The organism is Lysinibacillus sp. LK3, assembly GCF_001043675.1.
Taxonomy (GTDB): domain Bacteria; phylum Bacillota; class Bacilli; order Bacillales_A; family Planococcaceae; genus Lysinibacillus; species Lysinibacillus capsici.
Map to the genome: position 1 here is coordinate 1 of NZ_LDUJ01000013.1, position 19,633 is coordinate 19,633.

A 19,633-nucleotide genomic window follows, 5' to 3' on the forward strand; every position below is an offset into this window, starting at 1 on the left:
GTGAGTATATTCTTCTTGTTGAACACAACCAGAAAACATTCTCTTCATTACAAAATAGTTATAATAGAATATTATCTGAAGTTTTTTTCATTTCATTTTCACAATGAATAGTTGCTTCTAGAAATAACCATTGATTTAAAACAAAAGGGTTGTTTCCTATCTTTTTTGAGACAGCTCCTTTTTCTATAAAGCACCATTCTATTATAAAAATAAATACACAAATAAAGGGCAGAAGAAGGCTCCGATAATAGCCGTTAAACCCATTGATAAGGAACCAACTGATAATTCCTGTTCCCCATATTCTCTTAATTTCACAAGACCTACCCCATGTGAGGCACTTCCTACTGCCACTCCCCTACTCACGGCAGAGTCAATTTTGCCATACTTAATGACTAACGGTCCGATAATGGCCCCTACAAACCCTGCAATCATGACGAAAACAGCCGTTAAAGGAGGAATGCCCCCAATCGTTTCGCTCACCTGCATTCCAACAGGCGTTGTTAACGATTTAGGTAAGGCTGTCAGCATCCAGCTAGGATCTACACCGATCCATTTTAGTAACACAAAAATTGTCACTAAGCCTGTTATCATGCCGATGAGAAGTCCTGATAAAATAGAATACTTATATTTCATAATAATTGCTCGTTGATTATAGAGAGGATATGCAAGTGCCACAACAGCTGGCCCAAGCATTTTCTGAAGCCATTCCCCACCTTGCATATAAGTTGAATATGGAATATCAAATACAAGTAAAATCACTGCACTGACAATCGTAGTCGTGACCAAGGGAATCATGATAGGATGGGGAAATCGTTGATAGAGCTTTGTAAATAAAATAAACATGATGATGGTGCTAAGGACAACCGTTACTTCAATCAACAGTTAATTCCCCCTTTCCTTCTTCCACATTAGGCTTTGAGCTTTCTTTTTTGGCCAGTTCTCTTTTTTCAATGAGTTGTGTCAGCAATCCTGTTACATAAATAGAGATTAATGTACTAGCAATAACTGCTAAAATGATGAGCAGACCAGTGAATGTCATGAGCTCTGGATAATCAATAACACCTACAGTTGCTGGAATGAAAAACAACGTTAAGATGCCAATTAAAAAACCTGCTCCATCTTGTATATATTCGACCTTAATAATTTTAAAATTGAGTGAAAGTGCTAATAAAAGTAAGCCAATGACGCTTCCTGGAAGAGGTATGTGCAGATAAGAAACAATGCCAACCCCCATGTAATAGAAAATAGTAAGTATACCGATTTGCACAATAATCCGAACAGCTCTTAACAACAACGTAGCAAAATTTTCGTTCAACATTTCGCCACTTTTCACCCCCTATATCGTTCATTCTACATCTGTAGGAATTTTCTGTCTATTGTAATTTTAGAAAAATAATAATCAAATACAGAAATATCCAAGCAATTCTATGAAACAGTATTAAAAGTCCTATTCTACAAGAACTTCATGATTTAACTTTTTATCATTTTGACTTATCAACTTTTTTATATTGTGCCTATCCACTTCAAATCACTTTTTTAATGATCATCTAGCAAATTTCGAAATTTTTTTATATAATCGAAAATTACAAAAGATTACTAGTATTATCAATGACTAAAATTTCTAGAATAAACACAAAGGTGGGATTCACTATTTTCTTTAAAACATTAACACTCCAAGCCCGCTTTGCCTATTACAGCAGTTTTTTAATTTTTATTATTGTTATTTTAGCAGGCATCCTCTTTTATATGACCATATCTGATGCATTGCAAACACAAATTGGAAACCGGGCACTATATTTGGCGGAAACAACGGCTAGCAGGGGTGATGTAATTGAAGCGTTTCATACAAATAACCCTTCCGAAAGTCTGCAAAAAATTAGCAAAGAGATTATGCTTGCTGCAAAAGCTACTTATGTTGTAATAGGAGATAAAAATGGTATACGCTACACCCATCCTATCGCTGACCGTATTGGTAAATCGATGGTCGGAGATGATAATGACCGAGCATTAATCAACGGTGAGTCTTATATTTCCATTGCAAATGGTTCAATGGGACAATCCATTCGTGGGAAAGCACCTATCTTAGACTCAAATGGATCGATTATTGGTGTTGTTTCAATTGGTTACTTAACAAGTGAATTAGATCGCTTATATTTTTTATACCTTGATAATATTTTTTATACGATGGTTATTGCACTAGGCATTGGTATTATCGGCTCTATTTTTTTATCCCGAAACATTAAAAAGCAAATTTTTAATCTGGAGCCAAGTGAAATTGCCAGTCTATTAACAGAAAAAAATACTTTAATTGAATCAGTTCGTGAAGCTATTATTACGGTAAATCAGAAAGGTGAAATTACGACCCTAAACAATGCTGCCGCGAAAATCTTACATTTAACGGATTCAGCTTCTATCATGGGCGATAATATCGAACAGCATATACCAAACACACATCTGCTTAACGTATTAATGAAGGGTGAAAAACAACTTGATAAATTGATGATTGTTAATGGTCATGAAATTATTGTTAACCGTGTACCTATGAAGGTGAATGGTAAAGTTGTCGGCGCAGTTGCAAGTTTCCGATTACAATCAGAAATAGAACAAATGGCTATCGAATTATCACAAGTAAAGCAATATACAGAAGCTTTACGTGCTCAAACACATGAGTTTAATAATGTCCTTTACACAATATCAGGCCTTATTCAATTAAATGCATCTGATGAAGCACTATCTATTATTCATAAAGAGGTACAAGGACATTCTTCTCTAACCCAATTTATAACAAAGCGTGTAAAGGACCCATTTTTAAATGGTTTAATTATCGGATTTTTTAATCGTGCACGTGAATTAAAAATCAAGTTGATTTTTGATGAGGATAGTTATTTAGAAACATTCCCTGAAAGCATCGAAAAAAGCTTAATTATTTCTATTATGGGAAATTTATTAACCAATGCTTTTGAAGAGGTTGAAAAAAACAAAGAGCGACAACCAATTATTAGGCTTTTTATATTTGATAATGGAGAGGAAATCATCTTTGAGGTCGAGGACTCGGGACAAGGTTTTGCACAAGAAAAACTAGACGTGCTATTTTCAGAAAATATTTCTACGAAAGATAGTAAGCATCGAGGCTATGGATTAAGGAAAGTCATTTCCAGTATCCATGATTTAAACGGTACTCTTGCTCTTGAAGAAGGAGATTTAGGAGGTGCCCTATTTATCGTATCTATTAGCAAAAGGGGGACTATGATCCATGAACAATATTGAAGTGCTAGTAATTGAAGATGATGTACGTGTAGCAGATGTACATTGTCGTTTTTTAGAAAAAATTGAAGGCTTTACAGTAATTGCACGGGCAAGTACGGGAGAAGAAGCTTTAGATTGGCTTCAATCATTTTCACCACACCTTATATTACTCGATGTCTTTTTGCCAGATATACTGGGAGTAGATTTAATTGATAAAATCCAAGAAGTGAGCCCAACAAGTAGTATTATTTTGATTACCGCAGCTACAGAGGCACATATAGTACAGAAAGCTTATCAGAAAAATGTTACTGATTACATTTTAAAGCCATTTACATTCGAACAGCTAAAAGAGAGTATAGAAAAATTCCGTTACAAGTATCTATTGCTGAAAAATAATGAGAAATTTACACATGAAAAAATTCAATACCTTTGGCCAAAAGCAGGTTCATCCCCCCTTCAAGAAACACCGTTATTATTACCAAAAGGGATAGATCCAACAACAATGAATCATGTTATCAACCATTTAAGTATAATGGAGAATGGTAGTACAGCTGAGCTGTTGGGAAAGAATATAGGTGTCAGCCGTTCCACCGCTCGTCGTTATTTAGAATTTTTAGTTACACAAAAGCAGGTCTATACCGAACTGACTTATGGTACAGTTGGGCGTCCTGAACGACGATACTTTATTTCCACATAAACTTTATGAACAAAATGATGTTAATCCACATTATTATCACAATATTTCCAAAATTGAGAAGTAAGTTATAGTATGGGTAGCGCTAAATTGATAGCGCTACCATTTTATTTTTAAGGGGGATTTTTATGTGGAGGAACATTTCTAAAATAATGGTAGCTGGCTTACTATTTACTAGTTTGGTTGGCTGTTCAGCATCAAATGGAGAAAAAACAGAGGGAAAGAATGCCAGTGATTATCCGAAAAGTAATATTACCATTGTTGCTCCATCAGGTGCTGGTGGTGGCTGGGATTTAACAGCTCGTGCAGTAGCAAAAACAATGAGTGATACTGGGTTGATTGATAAGGCGATTCAAGTTGAGAATAAGCCAGGTGGTGGTGGTGCTGCCTTCATGGCAACATTTGCTACAAAGGAAGCCAATAATGATTATATGTTAATGGTTAAATCACCACCGATCCTTATAAATCATGAAAAGGCTGAAGGAAATAGTAAATTTGGCTATAAGGATACTACACCTTTAGCACAATTAACACGGGACTATGGCGCAATCGTTGTTAGAAAGGATTCTCCTTTCCAAACGCTTGCAGATGTTTTAAATGCCATGAAAACTTCACCAAAAGATGTCACATTAGCAGGTGGGTCTGCACCAGGTTCGATGGATCATCTAGTAGGAATTATCCCGGCTTATAAAGCGGGGATTGACTTAAAAACAATTAAATATGTTTCTTATGATGGTGGCGGTGAGGCGGTTACAGCATTATTAGGTGGCAATGCGGATGTAATTGCAACAGATGCCTCCACAATTGCTACTTATGTTAAATCCGGAGATGTTCGTGTATTAGCTGTCAGTTCCTCTGAACGCTTAGAAGGTGAGCTAGCAGAGGTTCCTACTTTTAAAGAAGCCGGTATTGATGAGGAGTTTACAATTTGGCGTGGTATCTTTGGTCCAAAAAATATGAGTGAAGATGCGATTGCCTATTGGTCTGAAAAATTACAGGCAATGTCTGAATCAAAAGAATGGCAAGCTGAGGTGACCCGTAATGGCTGGCAAGCAGAATACCGTAATGCGGAAGAATTTACAGCTTATCTAGACAGTCAAAATAAAATAATCATTGAACTACTAACAGCTCTTGGTATGCAAAAATAACGAAACGTTTTTTTAAAAAAGGCACAAGTATTTCCATTAAATATAGAACTACTTGTGTAACTTTATCTATTTTCAATGGAGGTGTAAAACGGTTGAGCTATAGATTTGATAAAACATTTAGCATTACCCTCTTAGCACTTAGTATTTTGTTTATTTTTCAAGCAACACAGATTTCTGATAGTGCTTATGGGTCTACAGTTGGTCCCAAAATTTTTCCATTAGGTTTAGGTATTATTTTAGGTTTATTAAGTCTTCAATTATTTTATGAATCATGGAAAAAAGCTGTGAGAGAGCGAGTCACAGGAGGACCAACTACTTCTTCTAAAATATCTTCAACAGAGCTCAAAAAGTTCTTAATTATTTTAGGTAGCGCTCTTGCGTATGTATTTTTCCTTGAAAAAATTGGCTATATGATAACAACATTTTTATTTTTGTGTATTAGTTTCCAAACAATGGAACGTACTAAACTTATTTATTCAATTATTATTGCAGCTGGATTTTCACTGGGCGTCTATTATTTATTTACTAGTTTACTAGGAGGGTCATTGCCTAGTTTCCCAATTTTTTAGTACAGGAGTGAACATATGTCGACATTGCAATTTTTAGCTGATGGATTTGCAGTTGCCCTTCAATGGCAAAACCTTTTATTCGCTCTTGTTGGTGTCATAATTGGTACAGCAGTTGGTGTACTTCCAGGTATAGGTCCCATGAGTGGAGTTGCATTATTAATCCCCGTTACAGCAACCATTACAGCTGGACTACCTACTGAGGCTGCCGCTACCAGCTCAATTATTTTACTTGCAGGGGTATACTATGGGGCCATGTATGGTGGATCAACAACTTCCATTCTATTAAACACGCCTGGTGAATCCTCATCAGTTGTGACAACATTGGATGGCTATCAAATGGCTAAACAAGGTCGTGCTGGAAGTGCTCTTTCTATCGCGGCCATTGGCTCATTTTGTGCAGGCGTTGTAGCACTACTAGGTCTGATATTATTAGCTAATCCATTGTCAAAATTAGCACTTAAATTTGGACCCGCAGAATACTTTTCTTTGATGTTATTAGGACTTGCAGCAGTAAGTGGCCTAGCAGGACGTTCTATTACCAAAGCTTTAATTATGACTGTTTTAGGGCTTATGCTCGGAACAGTTGGTATTGATGCCGTATCAGGTATAGAACGTTTTACATTTGGTCAGCCAATGCTGTTCTCTGGCATTGAATTTTTAACCATCGCTGTTGGTTTATTTGCATTAGGCGAAGTATTTAAAACCATTCTTGAAAAAGAAGAAGAGGATGGTCAATTAGCCAAAATTAATCGTGTATTACCAACAAAGCAAGATTTAAAGGATAGTGCTGTTCCTATTGCTCGCGGCTCCTTATTAGGCTTTTTCATCGGCGTATTACCCGGCGCAGGCGCAACACTTGCCTCATTCTTTTCTTATATTACCGAGAAAAAATTCAGTAAAACACCCGAGCAATTTGGAAAAGGTCATATTGCGGGTGTAGCTGGACCTGAATCAGCGAACAATGCTGCATCAGGCGGTGCAATGATCCCATTACTAACTTTAGGAATTCCCGGCTCAGGTACTACTGCTATTTTAATGGGTGCACTTATTATGTATAATATTCAGCCAGGTCCATTATTATTTGATGAACATCCTCAAGTTGCTTGGGGATTAATTGCCAGTATGTTTATTGGAAATTTAATGTTATTAGCATTAAATATGCCTTTGGTCCGCATTTTTGCCAAAATCATCGAAACACCTAAAAAATATTTATTGCCTATTATTATTGCAATTTCAATTTTTGGAGTTTATGCCGTACAATTCGCCACGTTTGATTTATTTTTATTAGTAGCTTGTGGTGTACTTGGTTATCTATTTGCTAAAAATGATTACCCAGTAGCTCCATTAGTACTTGCATTAGTACTAGGGCCGATGATTGAAAATAATATGCGCCGTGCATTAACCATTTCGAATGGAGACTTTTCTATTTTTATAACAAAGCCTTTATCATTACTATTTTTAGTGGTTGCCATTTCTTGGTTACTTATACCACTGATTATGAAAATACGTGGTAAAAATGTACTTATTAATGAAGAAGGATAAATATTCTTAAAAATCCACTATACTTCTATTAGTATAGTGGATTTTTACTATTCTATAATGCGTGACCAGAGCCACCATCAATATTAACAGCTGTACCTGTAACATAGCTCGCCGCATCAGATACTAAAAAAGTGATAACGTTTGCTGCTTCTTGCGTATCACCTACACGACCTAGCGGAATTGCTTGCCCCACTTTACGAGAATATTCTTCCCACGATAAATTTGGTTCTTCCTTTTTCCATTTCTTTTCGATTTGATCACTACGAATAAGTCCTATACATACAGAATTTACTCGAATATTATCCTTCCCTAAATCCTTGCTCATCGCTTTTGTCAAGGCAAGCCCCGCAGCACGGCTTACAGTAGTTGGAAGTGAACTTGCAGGTGGAGTTTTAGCCATCACGGCAGTCACATTAACGATTGCACCGCCCCCAGCCTTTCGCATATATGGAGCAGCATATTTTGAACAATGAATAGCTCCAAATACCTTTAAATCTAAATCTGCCTGCCACAGCTCACTACTCACCGTTTCAAAGGAATTCGCTGAAGCTGTACCAGCATTATTAATAAGAATATCCACACGTCCAAAATGCTCTACAGTACGCTCAATGAGATACTTACAATCTTTTTCTTTTGTAATGTCAGTTGGAACAATTAATACATCTACGCCTGTTTCATTTTTTATGCATCCTGCAGCCACTTGCAGTTGTTTTTCACCACGAGCGCAAAGTACAACCTGTGCACCCTCTTTAACAAGCTGCATGGCTGTATAATAGCCAATTCCTTTACTCGATCCTGTTATAATTGCTACTTTCCCCGTTAAATTAAGCTCCATTATTAAATCCTCCCTTACTTTCTACAATGCTATCATTATAGCATTTATCGATTATTCAGAATAATCAAAGGAGCTTGTAAAAGGTAGAAATACGATTTAAAAGCTATAATAATTGAATATTTTCCATGAGGAGCTACTTATTACTTATCATTATCATTCAAGCCTGTTACGGGAAAAAGCTAATAGAAAAATTAATTGTTCATATAAAACATTGGCTAAAAAAAGAGTGTAGATAAGCGAATGTCTCGCTTTATCTACACTCCTTTATTCAAATTATTTTTTCGCTACAATGTGGATTGGGTTGCCAAGTAATACTTCAGCAGTTTCCATTGTAATTTCACCTAATGTTGGGTGAGCGTGAATTGTTAATGCGATATCCTCAGCAGTCATGCCGCCTTCAATTGCTAAGCCCATTTCAGCGATCATATCAGATGCACCAGCACCTACGATTTGAGCACCAATTAATAAGCCGTCCTCTTTACGAGCAACAAGTTTCACGAAACCTTCTGATTGGTTTAATGCAAGAGCACGACCATTTGCTGCGAATGGGAATTTCGCTGCAGTGTATTCAATGCCTTCAGCTTTTGCTTGTTCTTCGTTGTAACCAACTGTCGCCATTTCTGGATCTGTGAAACATACAGCTGGCACAGCAAGATAATCAACTACTGATTTTTCACCCGCAATTGCTTCAGCAGCAACTTTACCTTCGTAAGATGCTTTATGTGCAAGTTGTGGACCTGCTACGATATCACCGATTGCATAGATATTTGGAATATTTGTACGACATTGTTTGTCAACATTGATTAGACCACGTTCACCGAATTCAACTCCGATTTCAGCAAGGCCCATTTCATCTGTATTTGGACGACGTCCTACAGTAACTAATACGTAATCAGCTTCAACTTTTTTCTCTTCTCCGCCTACTTCATAAGTTACTACTACGCCGTTTTCAGTTTCTTCTACGCCTTTTGCAGATGCGTTAACTTCAATTTCAACGCCTTTCTTTTTAAGGCCTTTTTTCACGATTTGCGTCATTTGCTTTTCGAAGCCAGCTAAAATATCTTTTCCGCCTTCAATAATTGTTACTTGAGAGCCAAGGTTCGCATAAGCTGATCCAAGCTCAGTACCAATATAACCGCCACCGATAACAACTAATTTACCAGGTACTTCTTGTAGAGAAAGTGCACCAGTAGAATTTAATACACGATCAGTGAATTTGAATGTTGGAATTTCAACTGGACGAGAACCTGTTGCAATAATGACATTGTTAAATGTGTAAGTTTGAGCAGATTCACCATTGATGATACGCACTGAATGAGCGTCAACGAAATAAGCTTCACCTTGTACAATTTCAACTTTGTTACCTTTAAGTAAGCCTTCAACACCGCCAGTTAATTTCTTAACAACGCTGTCTTTAAATGCTTGTGCTTTTGAGAAGTCTAATTTCACATCAGAAGCGATGATTCCCATGTCATCTGAATGTTTAGCTTGCTCAAAACGGTGACCTACTGAAATTAATGCTTTTGATGGGATACAACCTACGTTTAAGCACACTCCACCAAGTACATTTTTTTCAACGATTGTTACTTTTTGGCCAGTTTGAGCTGCACGAATTGCTGCTACATATCCTCCAGGACCTGAACCAATGACAAGAGTATCTGTTTCGATTGGGAAATCTCCTACTACCATTTTTGTTACGCCTCCATTAATAATAATTCTGGCTCACTTAACAAACGCTTTAAATGATTTAAAGCATTTTGCGCAGTGGCTCCATCGATCATACGATGATCAAAGCTCAATGATAATGCTAACACAGGTGCGGCTACAATTTCACCATTTTTTATTACAGGTTTTTCTGAAATTCGACCAATACCTAGAATTGCTACTTCAGGATGGTTAATAACTGGTGTAAACCATTGTCCTCCTGCAGAGCCAATATTCGTAATGGACATGGAAGCACCTTTCATTTCATGTGGTGCTAGCTTACCTTCACGGGCTTTTGTCGCTAATTCATTAATTTCATTAGACACTGCAAATACAGATTTACGATCTGCATGCTTAATAACTGGTACTAGTAAGCCTCTTTCAGTATCTGCTGCAATACCAATGTTATAGTAATGCTTTTGGATAATTTCTTGTGTTGCATCATCTAAAGAGCGATTAAATTCTGGGAACTCGCGTAAAGTTGAAATAAGTGCTTTCACTACATATGGTAAGTATGTTAATTTAACACCTTTTTCGGCAGCGATATCTTTGAATTTTTTACGATGTGCTACAAGAGCTGTTACATCGACTTCATCCATTAGTGTAACATGAGGAGCCGTTTGTTTCGAGTGTACCATTGCTTTTGCAATCGCTTTTCGAATACCTGACATTTTTTCACGAGTCTCTGGGAAATCCCCCTCAAGAACTACTGGTGCTGCTGGTGTAGACGTTTCTTGTTGAACTGTATCTTCTGATGTTTCGATATTTGCAGTTTCAGCCTCTACAGTGCCGCCACCTTTTAAGAAGTTTTCAATATCTTCTTTAAGGATTCGACCGTTTTTGCCTGTACCCTTCACTTCACGAATATTTACATCGTTATCACGGGCAAATTTACGTACAGAAGGCATTGCGATCACACGTTTTGTTTCATCAACTACTGTCTCCACTTTTTCTGGAGCTTTTTCAGGAGCTTTTTCTGGTGCCTTTTCCTCTTTAGTAGGAGCTTTTTCTACGTTCTGACCAGATTCAGCAGTTGCTTGAACTTGTGCCTCTGTTTTTGCTTCGGCATGATCGTCACCTTTTAGCTTTAAGTCTTCATAGCCAGGTGCGTCTAATCGGATTAAAACATCGCCAACTACGGCAACTGTTCCTTCTCCTACTAAAACTTCCTCTACTGTTCCTTCAACTGGTGAAGGGATTTCTACTACTGCTTTATCATTTTGTACTTCACAAAGAATATCGTCTTCTTTTACTGTATCTCCAGCTTTAACGAACCATTTCACAATCTCGCCTTCGTGAATACCCTCGCCAATATCCGGTAATCTGAATTCAAATGCCATGTGTACCCATCCTTTCTATTTACTGTTGTTCAAGTTTAGAAGCATTATTAGAATGTTAAAACTTTTTTCGCTGTTTCCATTACATCTTTGTAGTTTGGTAACCAAACACCTTCAGCTTGTGGGAATGGGTACACAGTATCTGGTGCAGCCACACGAAGAACAGGAGCCTCTAAGCTTAGAATTGCACGCTCTGTAATTTCTGCTACTACGTTCGCAGCGATACCTGCTTGTTTTTGAGCTTCTTGGACAACGATTGCACGACCTGTTTTTTCAACAGATGCGATAATTGTTTCCACATCGATTGGTTGAATTGTACGTAAGTCAATTACTTCTATAGAATGTCCTTCTTTTTCAAGTTCTTCTGCAGCCTTTAAGCTTTCATGAACCATTAAACCGTAAGCAACAATTGTTAAATCAGTACCTTCACGTTTTACATCCGCTTTTCCTAGTGGAATTTCGTATGCTTCCTCAGGCACTTCTTCACGGAATGAACGGTATAGTTTTAAATGCTCTAAGAAAATAACTGGGTTGTCATTACGAATAGAAGAAATAAGTAAACCTTTTGCATCATATGGTGTTGATGGAACAACAACTGTTAATCCTGGTTGTGCTGTCATTAAGCTTTCTAAGCTATCTGAGTGCATTTCAGGTGTGTGCACACCACCACCAAATGGTGAACGGATTGTTACTGGAGCATTGTAGACGCCACCACTACGGTAGCTCATACGTGCTAGCTGGCCACTAATTGAATCCATTACTTCATAAACGAAACCAAAGAATTGAATTTCAGGAACTGGACGGAATCCTTGAAGAGAAAGGCCAACTGCTAAGCCACCAATACCTGATTCTGCTAATGGTGTATCAAATACGCGGTCAACCCCAAATTCTTTTTGTAGGCCTTCTGTCGCGCGGAATACCCCACCGTTGACACCTACATCTTCCCCGAATACAAGAACGTTTTCATCATTCTTTAATTCTGTGCGAAGTGCATCTGTAATTGCTTGAATCATCGTCATTTGTGCCATAGGTTATTTCGACTCCTTCTCTTTATAGATTTCATACTGTTCTTTTAGATTAGATGGCATTTCGCCTTTATACATATTTCCCATTAATTCTGTTACTTTTTGTTTTGGAGCAGCATCTGCTTTTTTGATTGCTTCTTTAATTTCTTCTTTTGCTCGCTCAATAACTGCTTCTTCTTTTTTCTCATCCCATATACCTTTTGCTTCTAGGTATTTACGGAAGCGAACTAGAGGATCTTTTTGAGCCCATTCATTATCTGTATCAGAAGTACGGTAACGCGTTGGGTCATCCCCAGCCATTGTATGAGGACCATAACGGTAACACATTGTTTCAATTAATGTTGGGCCTTCACCATTAACCGCGCGCTCACGAGCATCACGAGTTGCTACATAAACTGCAAGCGCATCCATTCCATCTACTAAAATACTTGGTAATCCTGCTGCTACACCTTTTTGTGCAATTGTTTTAGCAGCTGTTTGCAATTCACGAGGTGTTGAGATTGCATATTGGTTATTTTGTACGATGAAGATTGCTGGAGATTTAAATGCACCTGCAAAGTTAATGCCTTCATAGAAGTCTCCCTGAGAAGAACCACCGTCACCAGTATAAGTTACTGCAACAGCTTTTTTCCCGCGCTTTTTAATACCAAGTGCTACCCCAGCAGCTTGAATATATTGTGCTCCAATAATAATTTGTGGAGCTAAAACGTTTACACCTTCAGGAACCTGATTCCCCATGAAGTGACCACGTGAGAATAAAAATGCTTTTTCAAGAGGTAAGCCATGCCATACAATTTGAGGTACATCACGGTAACCTGGTAAAATCCAATCTTCTTGTTCTAATGCAAAGTGAGAAGCAAGTTGTGAAGCTTCTTGACCAGCAGTCGGTGCATAGAAGCCTAAACGTCCTTGACGATTTAATGAGATTGAACGTTGATCTAAAATACGTGTGTAAACCATACGTGTCATTAACTCAACTAGTTCCTCATCTGATAATTTCGGATCTGCCTCTTTATTTATAATTTCGCCTTCTTCATTCAAAATTTGAAACATTTCAAACTTATCTTCGATTTCAGTTAGCGTTTGTTTAGCATCAAAAATATTATTGTTTTTCTTGCTCATTTGTCACATCTCCCTTTCAGCTGTATTAAAATAAATCACCTTTTTAACTAGTACAACTTATTCTTGACACTCAGTATACTGAATAAAATACTGTCGGTCAATCATCTATTACTGCTATATACAAAGATTTTTTCTAGAATAACAATCAAACACCGCTGTCCTATACTGTATTACTAATATTCAAATTCTGTATTACAACACCTTACTCACACCATACAACTCTTACGTTTTCCAACAGGTTTTCCCCTAGTAGAATACCCCATTCTCGAAAATCTAATAGCATTAGAAAAATTTTTTGAGTATATTCAAATAAGGACTTTTTTCATGGGATTGTACGAAAACGTGATGTATACTTATTAGTAAGCACTACAAAGTTGAAAGGAAGATTACTATTATGATTTTAATGGATGATATTATCCGCGAAGGTCATCCGACTTTACGCACAAAAGCAGAGGAAGTTAAATTCCCTTTAACTGAAGAAACAAGAAAGCTTGCTGAGGATATGCTTCAATATTTAATCAACAGCCAAGATCCTGAAATGGCAGAAAAATATAATTTGCGTAGTGGCATTGGTTTGGCTGCCAATCAGGTAAATAGCTTACAGCGTATGTTTGCTCTTCATTTAAAAGATGAGGCTGGTGAACAATTAAGCTTTGTAGCCATAAATCCAAAGATCGTTAGCCATTCTGTTGAAAACACATACCTATCAGCAGGAGAAGGATGTCTTTCTGTTGACCGTAATATTCCTGGGTATGTACCTCGCCATGCACGCATCACAGTAAAATTTAAAACAATTGATGGTGAAGAGAAAAAAATGCGCCTTAAGGGCTTGCCAGCTATTGCCTTTCAGCATGAATTAGATCATCTAAATGGCATTATGTTTTATGACCGTATTAATGAAAAGAATCCATTTGCGGAAATACCAGATTCAATCCCATATGAGCGCGACTAAAAACAACCTCGGCAGTTTATTACTTCTGCCGAGGTTAATTATTATTTACATTCTAATTGTCTATCCATATTTAACCGAGCATTGATCGTTTCAATTAATGCTGGCAACTCCTCCATTGTTTCTATTGTATAATGAGCGCCAGATTCTTCAAAAACACATTTTGTTTTCTCTATGATTTGTTGCTGTTCTTCTGAAGACAGGGCATTGAATTCTTCTTCGGATAGTCCCATTTCTGAACTTCCAATAATAACGCCAACAGCCCAAACACCTGCATTCAAGGCTTCCTTTATATCTGATGTTGTATCGCCAACCTTCACAACTTGCTTCGTCGCTTGCGAACCTAATACCTCCATATTTTTAAAAATCATATATGGATATGGTCGCCCTTTATCACCAACCTGTGTTGGTGTTACAAGAAAATCAGGTTGATAGCCCTTGTCAGCAGCATGCTTTGTCACTACTTCCATCATTGCATCTGTATAGCCAGTTGTAGAGCCTATTCGAATACCTGCATCTCTTAATTGCTGTACTGTTGTTTTCACGTGCTGGATAGGATCTGTATAGGTCGCCAAAGACTCCATTAATTTTGTTTCAAAATGATTATACAATACATGTACATCCTTTTCAGTAAAGGATTGTCCATGTACACGATGCCATGCTGCTTTAATTCTTGGCATTTCTAGCATGGTGCGTATATGATCAATTTTCAGCATCCCCATTGGTTTACGAGCCTCTTCCAGTGTAACTATTACACCAGCATCTTCAAAAATTGTTAAAAAAACATTAACAGGAGCAAAACAACCAAAGTCAACTGCAGTGCCTGCCCAGTCCAAAATAACCGTCTCAATTTTCATTGTTTTTCACCACCATATAATTTTCAATGATTTCACATAATGCAAGAATATCTTCCTCATGAATATCACCAATATTGCCAATACGGAATGTATCGACATCCGTCAGCTTACCTGGATAGATAACGAAACCTGCATTTTTTATTTCCTGATAAAAATGCTCAAAAGAAAACTCTTTATACGGGAATAAAAATGTTGTGATAATTGGTGATTGAAGCTCCTCCGAAATATACGCTTTAAATCCCAGCACCGACAAGCGAGAGCGAAGTAGTTGATTATTATACGCATAGCGTTTGTAGCGGGCATGAATTCCGCCTTCTTCATTCAACTCTTCAAGCGCCTTCGCAAAAGCTGCCACTACATGTGTAGGCGATGTGAAACGCCATTTCCCATCTTGCTTCATTACTTCCCACTGACTATGCAAATCTAATGCAACACTTCGAGCTTGTCCCTTACATTTTTCCAGTGCTCTTGTATTCGCGATAACAAAACCAAAGCCTGGGACACCCTGAATACATTTATTGGCACTACTAATACAAAAATCAATATGCAAGCTTGATAAATCCATTGGTACGCCTCCAAAGCTACTCATGGCATCCACAATAAACGTTTTGTTGAACGAATGAACAACTTCCCCAATTTCTTTAATAGGATTTAAAATACCAGTAGTCGTCTCACAATGTACGAGAGCTACATGAGTAATACTCCTATCTCTTTCAAGGAAGGATTGAACTTCTAACAAGGAGGGCTGTTCATCATAAGGAGCACTATAAACAACATGCTGTAACTTTAAGGCTTTGGCCATTTCAACAATTCTTTCACCATAAGCACCATTTGTTAGTATCAGCACCTTATCATTTTCACCAATTGCTGTTGTTAGTACAGACTCTACTACAAAGCTTCCACTTCCTTGCATTAGTACCGTAGTGTAATCAGCTTCATCAACTTTTGCTAATTTTAAGAGTTGCTTACGAATCACTTGTGTCACATTTTTATAATCGTCATCCCATGTACAACGATCTTTTAACATTTCTCGTTTCACTGCTTCAGTTGTTGTCAATGGACCTGGCGTCAATAATTTATAGTTACTCATCTGCTATAACTCCTTATCGCTGTGCTTCTTTAAAGAAGGCTTGGTGTTTTTCTAATAAATCTACGGTTAAGGTAGTATCCCATTTTTTCAAATAGGTAGGAACGTGCTCGTCCTTTACTTGTTCTCCTTCGTATAGAGCTACAGGATATTGCTCTAGAAGACCATCACGAGCCTCTGTTGCAATTACCTTTGCAATTTCTTTTGCTAATGCTTCCTCACCTTCTTTGTCTACAACAGCTACAGATTCCGTTAAAGTGAAATTTCCTTCTGTCGGGTCAATATAATCAATCGGTAACCCTTCGTTTTTGGCATCAATAGCTTGGATACGTAAACCAAAGCCTGCAGCAACTTCTCCTGTTTTCACCTTTTTAATAGGGCCAGAGCCTGAACTTTCAATATGTGGTCCTGCATTTTTAATTAACTCTGCTAGAACTTTTTTCCCTTCCTCTTCACCATATTCCTTTATAATAGCTTGTACTAGAAGCCACCCTGTTGAGGAGTCCATAATGTTTGGGAATGACACTAAACCCTTATAAGCAGAGTCTGTCAAATCTTTAATGGATTTCGGAATAGATAGCCCCTTTTGTTGTAATACCTCTGTATTAATAAAGATAGAGCCTACATTGCCTAAAATCGGTAATGCATACGTAACACTCCCATCAAGAGGCTTTAAGTCTGAAGAAATATCCACAAACATGGATTTTGAGGTTTGTGCACTTTCTATAAAATAAGAAGCCATTGTTACAACATCTGCTTCAATATCTGTCCCTTCCGCCATCATTTTGCCACCTAACTCAGAAGTACCAAACGACTGGATTAAATACTTACCTTTATAGCCTTTATCATCTAATGTAGTTTCCATCACTTCAATAGCTTCATCATCAGCATTTGAATAAATGATGACTTGCTCTTTGGAATCTGCTGCTACTCCTCCACATGCAGCTAAAACGACTGCTGCTGCACTTACTGTCCCTAACATCATGCCTGTTGACTTCTTCATTTTGTAATCTCCTCCGTTTTTTCTTTATGTGCTGCTATATAATCACAACCTAATTTCACAATGAGGTTTGTACATAAAATGAATATCGATAAAACAAAAATATCGGTGTACTTTGCGAAATGCTGTAGCTCTTTTATCCTTGTCGATACAAGCATTGTCTTTGTGCTGACAAGAAAAATAACACCGCTGACTGTAACCATCGCATTTAAAAAATAGTAGCTAAACATTTGATAAATCGTTGGCCTAATATTCGGTAAAATAATTCGTATCACGGTTTTTAACCACGAATCCTTTAATAGCTCAGCTGTCACTTCCCACGTAGGATCCATTTTTTGCAATGAATTTTTCGCCATTAAATAAGGTGTCGTAAAAAAATGCACGATATTACATGCGATAACGATAAGAAAAGTACCCTTTAAAGAACTTCCATTAAAGAAAAATAAGTAGGATAATCCAAGTACCATACCTGGAACTGTATTTGTCATCATAGAAGTTACATCTAAGCTTTTTCTTCCCTTTAATGGTGTCCTTGTATTAAGAAGCGCCGACATAAATGTTATGCCCACACCTAATATTGCTGTTAGAACCGCTACGATGAGAGAATTGATGTAAACCTTTGTTAAATCTTTCTCTGCGAGTACATTTTGAACATGCTCTAATGTAAAGCTGAAATCGTACGGATAGCCTTTGGTAAAAGGCACAATAAACATGGTTAAAAAAATAATACATACAGCTGTTACACAGAGAATTGAATAAATTGTAAATAGCGTGTCTCGTAAACGATGCTTTACAAGTTCACTTTGCCCAACCTGTTTATATTGAAAATTGAAGCGCTCTAAAATCGTTAGCATGACAACACCTAATACAGCAGGTACTAGCATTAACACTGAAATGACTGCTCCACGTTCAAAATGCACAATGGAACCTAACATAGCTTGGTAGAGTTCAGTAGCTATTACCCTGTAATTGCCACCAACCGATGCAGGGATTCCAAAGTCAGTGAAGCTTAAAACAAATGTTAAAATAAATGCCCCGCCAATTGTCCCAACCATAGGACGGTATACGGTATGATAAAAACGACGCATTGGCTGATCATGCATTAATATTGAAACAAGTAAAAAACGTTTATCGATATATTGCATGGAGTTTTGCATTAATATAAAGGCAACTGGTAATGTGTATAAGACGTAACCGATCACCAAGCCGTTATACCCATAGATTGTAAAAAGAGGCTGCCCCACTAATTTTGTTAGAATTCCTTGATTCCCAAATGTATAAATCAATACAAAGCCATAGGTGATGGTTGGCAGTAGCATCGGCAAGGTAATTCCAATTTGAACTAGCTTTTTTGTATGGCGATGCATCGTAGTAAAATGAACAGCATAGGCCAACCAAAAGGCTAAAATGGTTGTAATCACTGATGCTACAAAAGAAACTTTAAAACTATTCGTAAAAGCTTCACGAATTTCGATATTCCGTAAAGCTTCTATATAATTTTGAGTGGTAACGACATTGCCTATTTTGAATGACTGCCAAAACATATAAAGCAATGGCACAATTAAAAAGAATAGAAAAAATAGTAGAATCGGTAGAAAAATTAATTTCATTATTTTATTCGTTTTAAGCATATGTTTCTCCAAACAATTGATAGATGTTATGTCGCTTAATATGAAGCTGCCTTAAGATAAAATCTTCTACAAATTGATTTTTTGGCGCTGTAACAATTTCATGAGGTGTGCCAAATTGAGCAACTGTACCTTCATTAATAATGATGACTTTATCCGATAAGGTAAGGGCTTCTTCCGGATCATGTGTCACGATAATCGTCGTCAAATTAAATTCACGGGCGATGGATTTAATACGTTCCTTTATAGATTCCTTTATAACGCCATCTAGTGCACTTAGTGGTTCGTCTAATAATAGAATTTTAGGTTGCATCACGAGTGTTCTTGCAATGGAAACGCGTTGTTTTTGCCCACCAGACAATTCATGAATCTTCTTATGCAAATGAGGAGCTAGCTCTAAAAAATCAATGTATTCTTGTATCTCCTCTTTGGACATTTTCACGTTTTTATTTTTTAATCCATAAATGATATTGTCGTATGCATTTAAATGAGGAAATAACGCAAAATCCTGAAACACTATATTAAATCCTCTTTCTTGCATTGATTGCTTGGAAATATCTTGTCCATTGTAGACAAGCTGACCAGCAGTTGGATCTACAAGTCCTAAAATGATATTAAGCAAAGTAGTTTTACCGCAGCCACTCGGCCCTAGCAATGAAATAATCTCACCTGATTCGACGGTTACATTGATATCTACTAAAACTTTTTTATTTTTATAGCTTTTTGAGATATTTTTTAGCTCTAACAAATTGGGTCACCTCACTCAGTTCTTAGCTTCAGTATAGAGACCTTTTGTAAAGGAAAATGCTTATTTGTGTAAATGTTGAGTAAATTCTGACCAACTGTTGACAAAGTTATGATTATTTTGAGTAAATATCTAGTAGAGGTGA

General features: G+C 37.2%; 18 protein-coding genes. 6 read left to right on the forward strand and 12 right to left on the reverse strand.

Annotated elements, in window-relative coordinates; translation table 11 throughout:
• Nucleotides 1-201: 201 nt before the first annotated feature.
• Together VK91_RS06960 and VK91_RS06965 are read right to left on the reverse strand one after the other, a co-directional pair.
• On the reverse strand, nt 202-879 hold the full coding sequence (locus VK91_RS06960) for an LrgB family protein (protein WP_053075688.1): 678 nt from the start codon (nt 877-879) through the stop codon (nt 202-204).
• Nucleotides 872-1,318, reverse strand: a complete 447-nt coding sequence (locus VK91_RS06965) for a CidA/LrgA family protein (RefSeq protein WP_048391938.1) — start codon at nt 1,316-1,318, stop codon at nt 872-874. The genes VK91_RS06960 and VK91_RS06965 overlap by 8 nt, the downstream gene beginning before the upstream one ends.
• A 290-nt stretch (nt 1,319-1,608) precedes the next feature.
• Here VK91_RS06965 and VK91_RS06970 point away from each other — a divergent pair, with 290 nt between their 5' ends.
• From VK91_RS06970 to VK91_RS06990, 5 genes are all read left to right on the forward strand, one after another.
• On the forward strand, nt 1,609-3,267 hold the full coding sequence (locus VK91_RS06970; protein ID WP_231595604.1) for a sensor histidine kinase: 1,659 nt from the start codon (nt 1,609-1,611) through the stop codon (nt 3,265-3,267).
• The gene (locus VK91_RS06975; protein WP_048391939.1) at nt 3,254-3,943 is read left to right on the forward strand and encodes a response regulator; all 690 of its coding nucleotides are present in this window, start codon (nt 3,254-3,256) and stop codon (nt 3,941-3,943) included. The genes VK91_RS06970 and VK91_RS06975 overlap by 14 nt, the downstream gene beginning before the upstream one ends.
• Before the next feature lie 125 nt (nt 3,944-4,068).
• Nucleotides 4,069-5,088, forward strand: a complete 1,020-nt coding sequence (locus VK91_RS06980) for a tripartite tricarboxylate transporter substrate binding protein (RefSeq protein ID WP_048391940.1) — start codon at nt 4,069-4,071, stop codon at nt 5,086-5,088.
• Nucleotides 5,089-5,180: 92 nt separating this feature from the next.
• The gene (locus VK91_RS06985; RefSeq protein ID WP_048391941.1) at nt 5,181-5,657 is read left to right on the forward strand and encodes a tripartite tricarboxylate transporter TctB family protein; all 477 of its coding nucleotides are present in this window, start codon (nt 5,181-5,183) and stop codon (nt 5,655-5,657) included.
• 15 nt (nt 5,658-5,672) lie between these two features.
• Entirely contained in the window at nt 5,673-7,199 is a 1,527-nt protein-coding gene (locus VK91_RS06990) for a tripartite tricarboxylate transporter permease (RefSeq protein ID WP_048391942.1), read from the forward strand.
• Between the two features lie 52 nt (nt 7,200-7,251).
• Here the strand turns inward: VK91_RS06990 and VK91_RS06995 are convergent, their stop codons facing one another.
• The 5 genes from VK91_RS06995 to pdhA all read right to left on the reverse strand — a co-directional run bounded on the left by VK91_RS06995 (nt 7,252) and on the right by pdhA (nt 13,222).
• Nucleotides 7,252-8,034, reverse strand: a complete 783-nt coding sequence (locus VK91_RS06995) for an SDR family NAD(P)-dependent oxidoreductase (RefSeq protein ID WP_048391943.1) — start codon at nt 8,032-8,034, stop codon at nt 7,252-7,254.
• Between the two features lie 273 nt (nt 8,035-8,307).
• Nucleotides 8,308-9,723 carry a dihydrolipoyl dehydrogenase gene (gene lpdA / locus VK91_RS07000; RefSeq protein ID WP_004224738.1) on the reverse strand — a complete coding sequence of 472 codons (1,416 nt, stop codon included), beginning with the start codon at nt 9,721-9,723 and terminating at the stop codon, nt 8,308-8,310.
• A 5-nt stretch (nt 9,724-9,728) separates the two neighbouring features.
• Nucleotides 9,729-11,078 (reverse strand): dihydrolipoamide acetyltransferase family protein, encoded by a 1,350-nt coding sequence (locus VK91_RS07005; protein WP_048391944.1) that lies wholly within the window; start codon nt 11,076-11,078, stop codon nt 9,729-9,731.
• 47 nt (nt 11,079-11,125) lie between these two features.
• On the reverse strand, nt 11,126-12,103 hold the full coding sequence (locus VK91_RS07010) for an alpha-ketoacid dehydrogenase subunit beta (RefSeq protein ID WP_048391945.1): 978 nt from the start codon (nt 12,101-12,103) through the stop codon (nt 11,126-11,128).
• Between the two features lie 3 nt (nt 12,104-12,106).
• Nucleotides 12,107-13,222, reverse strand: coding sequence for a pyruvate dehydrogenase (acetyl-transferring) E1 component subunit alpha (gene pdhA / locus VK91_RS07015; protein ID WP_048391946.1), 1,116 nt, complete (start codon nt 13,220-13,222; stop codon nt 12,107-12,109).
• Nucleotides 13,223-13,616: 394 nt separating this feature from the next.
• On the opposite strand from pdhA, the gene def reads away from it, so the two are divergent.
• The gene (def, locus tag VK91_RS07020) at nt 13,617-14,174 is read left to right on the forward strand and encodes a peptide deformylase (RefSeq protein WP_048391947.1); all 558 of its coding nucleotides are present in this window, start codon (nt 13,617-13,619) and stop codon (nt 14,172-14,174) included.
• Nucleotides 14,175-14,215: 41 nt separating this feature from the next.
• Here def and phnX read toward each other — a convergent pair whose 3' ends face one another.
• From phnX to VK91_RS07045, 5 genes are read right to left on the reverse strand one after another with little or no spacing between them, the layout of a single operon-like run.
• Nucleotides 14,216-15,028, reverse strand: coding sequence for a phosphonoacetaldehyde hydrolase (gene phnX, locus VK91_RS07025; RefSeq protein ID WP_048391948.1), 813 nt, complete (start codon nt 15,026-15,028; stop codon nt 14,216-14,218).
• Nucleotides 15,018-16,118, reverse strand: coding sequence for a 2-aminoethylphosphonate--pyruvate transaminase (gene phnW / locus VK91_RS07030; RefSeq protein ID WP_048391949.1), 1,101 nt, complete (start codon nt 16,116-16,118; stop codon nt 15,018-15,020). The genes phnX and phnW overlap by 11 nt, the downstream gene beginning before the upstream one ends.
• A 13-nt stretch (nt 16,119-16,131) precedes the next feature.
• Nucleotides 16,132-17,118, reverse strand: coding sequence for an extracellular solute-binding protein (locus VK91_RS07035; RefSeq protein WP_048391950.1), 987 nt, complete (start codon nt 17,116-17,118; stop codon nt 16,132-16,134).
• The gene (locus tag VK91_RS07040) at nt 17,115-18,746 is read right to left on the reverse strand and encodes an ABC transporter permease subunit (protein ID WP_048391951.1); all 1,632 of its coding nucleotides are present in this window, start codon (nt 18,744-18,746) and stop codon (nt 17,115-17,117) included. The genes VK91_RS07035 and VK91_RS07040 overlap by 4 nt, the downstream gene beginning before the upstream one ends.
• Complete coding sequence (locus VK91_RS07045; protein ID WP_048391952.1) at nt 18,739-19,491, reverse strand: ABC transporter ATP-binding protein; 753 nt, start codon at nt 19,489-19,491, stop codon at nt 18,739-18,741. The genes VK91_RS07040 and VK91_RS07045 overlap by 8 nt, the downstream gene beginning before the upstream one ends.
• Nucleotides 19,492-19,633: the final 142 nt, after the last annotated feature.